The sequence below is a fragment of the Actinoplanes sp. NPDC020271 genome, assembly GCF_044388125.1.
Classification (GTDB): domain Bacteria; phylum Actinomycetota; class Actinomycetes; order Mycobacteriales; family Micromonosporaceae; genus Actinoplanes.
This window is the reverse complement of record NZ_JBIRWQ010000020.1, coordinates 10148-15715: the sequence shown is the minus strand read 5'-3', so window position 1 is coordinate 15715 and position 5568 is coordinate 10148. Positions and strand designations below refer to the sequence as shown.

At 70.7% G+C, this 5568-nt stretch carries 6 protein-coding genes; 5 read left to right on the top strand and 1 reads right to left on the bottom strand.

The window, feature by feature from the left end; translation table 11 throughout:
* Positions 1-170: 170 nt before the first annotated feature.
* Positions 171-1076, bottom strand: coding sequence for a proteasome assembly chaperone family protein (locus tag ACH442_RS33605; RefSeq protein ID WP_396342235.1), 906 nt, complete (start codon positions 1074-1076; stop codon positions 171-173).
* 238 nt (positions 1077-1314) lie between these two features.
* On the opposite strand from ACH442_RS33605, the gene ACH442_RS33600 reads away from it, so the two are divergent.
* The 5 genes from ACH442_RS33600 (at position 1315) to ACH442_RS33580 (ending at position 5470) form a co-directional block, all read left to right on the top strand.
* Positions 1315-1908, top strand: coding sequence for an EcsC family protein (locus ACH442_RS33600; RefSeq protein WP_396342234.1), 594 nt, complete (start codon positions 1315-1317; stop codon positions 1906-1908).
* 32 nt (positions 1909-1940) lie between these two features.
* On the top strand, positions 1941-2531 hold the full coding sequence (locus ACH442_RS33595; protein WP_396342083.1) for a fibronectin type III domain-containing protein: 591 nt from the start codon (positions 1941-1943) through the stop codon (positions 2529-2531).
* Positions 2532-2547: 16 nt separating this feature from the next.
* On the top strand, positions 2548-4125 hold the full coding sequence (locus ACH442_RS33590; RefSeq protein WP_396342082.1) for a Na+/H+ antiporter: 1578 nt from the start codon (positions 2548-2550) through the stop codon (positions 4123-4125).
* A complete protein-coding gene (locus ACH442_RS33585) occupies positions 4122-4385 on the top strand; it encodes a UBP-type zinc finger domain-containing protein (RefSeq protein WP_396342081.1) in 264 nt (87 codons plus the stop codon). Before ACH442_RS33590 ends, ACH442_RS33585 begins: the two co-directional genes overlap by 4 nt.
* A gap of 173 nt (positions 4386-4558) precedes the next feature.
* Entirely contained in the window at positions 4559-5470 is a 912-nt protein-coding gene (locus ACH442_RS33580) for a ketopantoate reductase family protein (RefSeq protein WP_396342080.1), read from the top strand.
* Positions 5471-5568 lie beyond the last annotated feature (98 nt).

Below are 5568 nucleotides of genomic sequence, written 5' to 3'. Positions count from 1 at the left end.
ACCCCCCCACCCCCCACCCCCCCACCCTATTCCCCCCCGCCCCCCCGTCCCCCCAAAAAAAACACCCCCGCCGGGGTTTTTTTTCCCCCCCCCCCCCCCCAACGACCTAAAGGGGCGAAATGCCCGCCGAGCGAAGCGAGGCCATCAAATACAGCTAACACCCATCGAACTCACCCCTCGTCCCGCGTCTGCTCGGCCAGGAAGCGCTCCAGCTCCGCTCCCAGTTCCTCGGCCGTCGGCAGCGCCGTGTCGTCGTCGACCAGCAGGTTGTTCGCCCGCCCGCGCAGGAACGCGTCGTACTGCGCCTCCAGCGAGGTCACGAGCCGACCGGCCTGTTCGTCGTCGGCGATCTGCTTGTCGACTTCCTCGCGGACCACCTTGGCCGCCTCGCGCAGCTTCCCGGTCGGCAACGCCAGCCCGGTGTTGGCCGAGACGGAGTCGAGCAGCAGTTCGGAGGCGGCCGGGTAGCCGGTCTGAGCCAGGTAGTGCGGGACGTGCGCGGCGTAGCCGAGCGCGTCGTGCCCGCTCTGCCCGAGCCGGAATTCCAGCAGGTTGCCGACGCTGGCCGGCACCTGCACCCGCTGCAGCCACGACTCGTGCTCGCCGAGCAGGCTCTTGTCGGTGGCGTGGGCGGTCAGCCCGGCCGGCCGGGTGTGCGGCACGGCCATCGGGATCGCGTTGAGCCCGATGGTGGTCTTGACGCCGAGCCGCTCGATCAGCTCGGTCACGGCCGCGATGAAACGTTCCCACTGCAGGTCCGGCTCGGGGCCGGTGAGCAGCAGGAACGGGGTGCCGAGCTGGTCCCGGACGAGGTGCAGGGCGAGCACCGGCTCCTCGTAGCTCTCGAAGTGGTCGGCCACGAAGATCATCGGGGGCCGGCGGGAGCGGTAGTCGAGGAGCTGGTCGAGGTCGAAGGTCGCGATGACCTCGCTCTCCAGGTTCTCCAGCAGGTTCTCGCGGGCGAGCTGGATCGCGCTGCCCGCGTCGACGAACCCGGTGAGCGCCTGGATCAGCACGGGGCTGTCCAGCTCGGGCAGTTCCCCGGCCACCTGGTAGAGCCCGTGTGGGTCGAGCACGCTGCGGTCCTCCTCGAAAGACGCCTTTTCCGGCCGCAACAGCGGGTCACCACCGTTCATTCCGGCACCCGGGGCCGGGTTTCCGCTGTCGCTGTGACAGTCAACACGAAAATCTCACGTTCCCGGGCAACCTAGGTGCGCCGCCGGGCCACTATCGGGTCAGACCCCTGGGAGGAGATCTTTGAATCAACATCTCGTCACCGACGGCACCGCCCCTCCTGACTCGCTCTGGTCGCGGATGAAAGCCGATCCGCAGTACGCCCCCGAACACCTCGCTCTGGAGGCGGTCCGCGGCCTCGGTCCGGAAGCCGCCGAGTGGGCCGCCCGGACCCGCGCCGAACGCCCCGGCATCACGCCGGACGAGCTGGCCGCGCTCGCCGTCCGGCACTTCACCACGCTGGCCCGCCTCTCCGGCGCGATCTCCGGGGTCGCCGGCCTGCCCGGCGCGGTCGTCGACGTCGGCGTGCTCGCCTGGACGCAGGCGCGGATGGTGCTGCACATCGCCGCGGCCTACGACGCCGATCCCTCGGCCGGGGAACGCGCCACCGACCTGCTCGTGCTGCAGAAGGTGCACAAGGTCGCGGGGACCGCCCGGACCGCGCTGGGCGTGGCCGCCGGGCGGGAACGGGCCGGCCGGCTCTTCTCCGACCGCCAGGGCGGCACCGTGATCAAGCTCAGCCTGCGACTGGCCCAGATGGCCGGGGTGCGGGCCGCGCGGAAGGTGTTCGCCAAGGTCGTACCGGGAGCGGGGGTGATTCTCGGCACGTGGGTCAACTCCGCGGCGACGAAGGACCTGGCCAAGCGCTCGCGGCAGCACTTCCGCAACGGCTAAGCCCCCGGCCGGTCCGCCCGAACCTGAAGGACGTGCCAGCGATTCGGAAAGCCACTGCCGTCGTCCTGCCCGTGCTCGCCGGTTCGCTGATGCTGGCGGCCTGCGCCTCGTCGAGGAGCGCCACCGCCACACCCAGCCCGACCGGGACGAACTGGCTGCTGGTCGCGACCGGCAGCGTCGCGCCGTCACCTACGGTCAGCTTCTCGGCGCGGGCTCCGTTCGCCGCCGCGACGCTGTCGCCGACCACCTCGCGGTCGGCGACTCCGGCGCCGAGCGGCAGTGCGTGCGGCACCACCGCGTTCAAGGGCGGGCAGATCAACGGCGCCGACGTGACCGCGGGCAGCACGAGCGCCGTGGTGAAGTGGTTCAACCCGGGTGACGCGACGCTCGTCGACTACCACATCCTCGCGGTCAGCCAGAAGCTCGTGTACGGCGCCCAGCCGGAGACGCCCGGCTGGGTCACGGTCACGCCGACCGGCTGCGGGTGGATGAGCGCGACCGTGACCGGGCTCAACCCGGGGACGCCGTACGTCTTCTCGGTCGACGGCCGGTGGACGAGTCCCGGGGTCGACGGCACCCACACCCGTACCGTGGCACGCTCCGGTGTGGTGACCACGTCCTGACATAAGCTGTCCGGCCATGGAGAGCATCGTCGACACGGTCGTGCTCGTGGCGATCTCGGTTGTCGGCGCGGCCCTCGCCCGGCGCCTCGGGCTCGTTGCGCCGTTGGTCCTGCTGGTGGCCGGTCTCGGCCTGTCATACGTGCCGGGTTTCCCGGAGGCGCACCTCGAGCCGGAGCTGGTGCTGATCGGCATCCTGCCGCCGCTGCTCTACGTGGCCGCGCTGCAGACGTCGGTGCCCGCGTTCCGCAACGCGCTGCGCCCGATTCTGTTCCTCGCGGTCGGGTTGGTGCTGTTCAGCGCGTTCGTGGTCGGTTTCGCGCTGCACTGGATGCTGCCCGCGGTGCCGCTCTCGGCGTGTGTGGCGCTGGGCGCGATCGTCGCCCCGCCGGACGCGGTGTCGGCGACCGCCATCGCCCGCCGGGTCGGCCTGCCCCGGCACGTGGTGACGATCCTGGAGGGCGAGAGCCTGCTCAACGACGCGACCGCGCTGGTGCTGGTGCGGGTCGCGACGGGTGCCCTGGCCGGGGCCGCGGTCGGGTTCTGGGAGATCACCGGCCAGGTCGCGCTGAAGGCCGGTGGCGGCATCGTGATCGGCATCATCGCCGCGATGGCCGCCGCGAAACTGCACAAATGGGTCGATGACCCGCTGCTCGATGATGCTGTGTCGCTTCTCACCCCGTTCGTCGTGGTGATCGTCGCCGAGGAGATCGGCGCCTCCAGCGTGGTCGCCGTCGTGATCACCGGGCTGTACCTCGGGCACCGGATCCCGTACCTGCTCTCGGCCACCTCCCGCCTCCAGATGGAAGCGGTGTGGAAGCTCACCACGTTCCTGTTGGAGGGCGTGGTCTTCCTGCTGGTCGGCCTCCAGCTGCGGACGGTGGTCGAGCACATCGAGACCAGCATGGCGACCACGATCAGCGTCACCTCCCTGGTCTTCGGCCTGCTGGTGGCGGCCCGCTTCGTCTGGTTGTACCCGTCCGCCTACCTCGGCCGGCTCTTCCCGCGCGTCCGCGCCAAGGGCCCGCGCGTGCCGATCAGCGTGCCGACAGTCGTCGCCTGGGCCGGCATGCGCGGCGTGGTCACCCTCGCCGCCGCGCAGACCCTGCCGTTGCCCGGCGAGCACGGCGTCCCGGACTACCCCCGTGACCTGTTCATCTTCATCGCCTTCGCGATCATCGTGCTGACGCTGCTGATCCAGGGCACCACCCTGCCCATGCTGGCCATCCGGCTCGGCGTGCGCGAGGACACCAGCGCCCAGGACGCGCTCGCCGAAGCCGGCGTGCAGCACGCGGCGAGCCGAGCCGCCCTCGAAGCACTGGAGAAGAGCGCCGACGGCGCGCCCGTCTCGGTCGTCGACCGGCTGCGCGGGCTGGTCGAGAGCCGCTCCAACAACGCGTGGGAACGTTTGGGCAGCCAGCAACAGGAAACCCCCTCGGCGGCGTACGGGCGCCTGCGACGCGAGATGATCAGAGCTGAGCGGCACGTCTTCAAGATCGCCCGGAACGAGGGGCGGATCCCCGAGGAAGTGCTGGTCCGCGCCCAGCGCGAACTCGACCTGGAAGAGTCCCAGCTGCACCGGAGTGAAGAAAAGTGATCTGTCAGCATCTCAAGGATTCCGGCGATCCGGCGCCGCTGAGCGCCTACGAGGACGGCTGCCCGCAGTGCGTGGCCGGCGGCTTCGACGACTGGGTCCACCTGCGCACGTGCCTCACCTGCGGCATCATCGCCTGCTGCGACTCGTCGCCGCGGCGGCACATGTCGGCCCACCACGCCGAGACCGGGCACCCGGTCATGCGCTCGTTCGAGCCGGGTGAGACGTGGCGGTGGTGCTTCGACGACGAGGTGCTCGGGTGAGCTGGGTTTGATGGCCTCGCTGTATTTAATGGCCTCGCCTTCGGCTCGGCGGCATTTCGCCCTTTGCGGTCGATGACGAGAGTGCGAAAAACGGCCACGCTTTGCTTGCCGTTTTTCGCACTCTCGGCATCGACGGGCGAAATGCGGGGGTGGACTGATAAAAGGGGTTTGCGGTGCGCATTCTGGTGGTGGGGGCCGGGGCGACCGGTGGGTACTTCGGCGGGCGGCTCGCTCAGGCCGGGCGGGACGTGACGTTCCAGGTCCGGGACGGTCGTGCCGCCCGGCTCGCCGAGCGCGGTCTGCGCATCCGCACACCGACCGGCGAGACACGGCTGACGCCGCACACGATCAAACACCCGATCGAGGCGTACGACGTCGTGCTCGTCGCCGTGAAGAGCCACGCGCTCGACGCCGTGATCCGCACCCTGCCCCGCGCCGTCGGCGACCGGACGGTGATCATCCCACTGCTCAACGGCATGCGTCACCTCACCGCGCTGGCCGGCGCCTTCGGGCCGGAACACGTGTGGGGCGGCCTCTGCATGATCCACGGAACGCTGGACGAACACGGTGACGTCGTCCAGCTGAGCGACCTGCACCGGCTGGTGTTCGGCCCGCTCGGCGACGCCCCCGACGAACGGCTGGACACGGTCACGGCTGCCCTGACCGGGGCGGGGTTCGACTCGCGGGCGTCCCGGCACATTCTCGCCGAGATGTGGGAGAAGTGGGTTCTGCTGTCCACGCTGGGAGCGGCGACGACGCTGATGCGCGGCTCGATCGGCGCGATCAACGCGGCTCCGGGCGGGCCGGAATTCCTGCGCGCACTCGCCGCCGAGGTGATCGCGGTCGCTACGGCGGCCGGTCATCCGCCACGGGCGCAGGCACTTTCGCTCCTGGACGCGACGATCAGCAGCAGCGAGCCGACGACCTCGTCGATGTACCGGGACCTGATCGCCGGGCTTCCGGTCGAAGCCGACGCCATCGTCGGTGACCTGGTCGGCGAGGCGGGGCGGCACGGTGTGCCGGTTCCGTTGCTGGCGGCCGCGCACACCGGTCTCGCCGTCTACTCCGCCGCTCGCGCCGGCTGAGTGCCGCTCGCGCCGGCTGAGTGCCGCTCGCGCCGGCTGAGTGCCGCTCGCGCCGGCTGAGTGCCGCTCGCGCCGGCTGAGTGCCGCTCGCGCCGGCA

Excerpts from the sequence above, each read along its gene's own strand:
- ACH442_RS33600 (WP_396342234.1), top strand. The coding sequence starts at position 1,315 with ATGAAAGCCGATCCGCAGTACGCCCCCGAACACCTCGCTCTGGAGGCG.
- ACH442_RS33590 (WP_396342082.1), top strand. The coding sequence starts at position 2,548 with ATGGAGAGCATCGTCGACACGGTCGTGCTCGTGGCGATCTCGGTTGTC.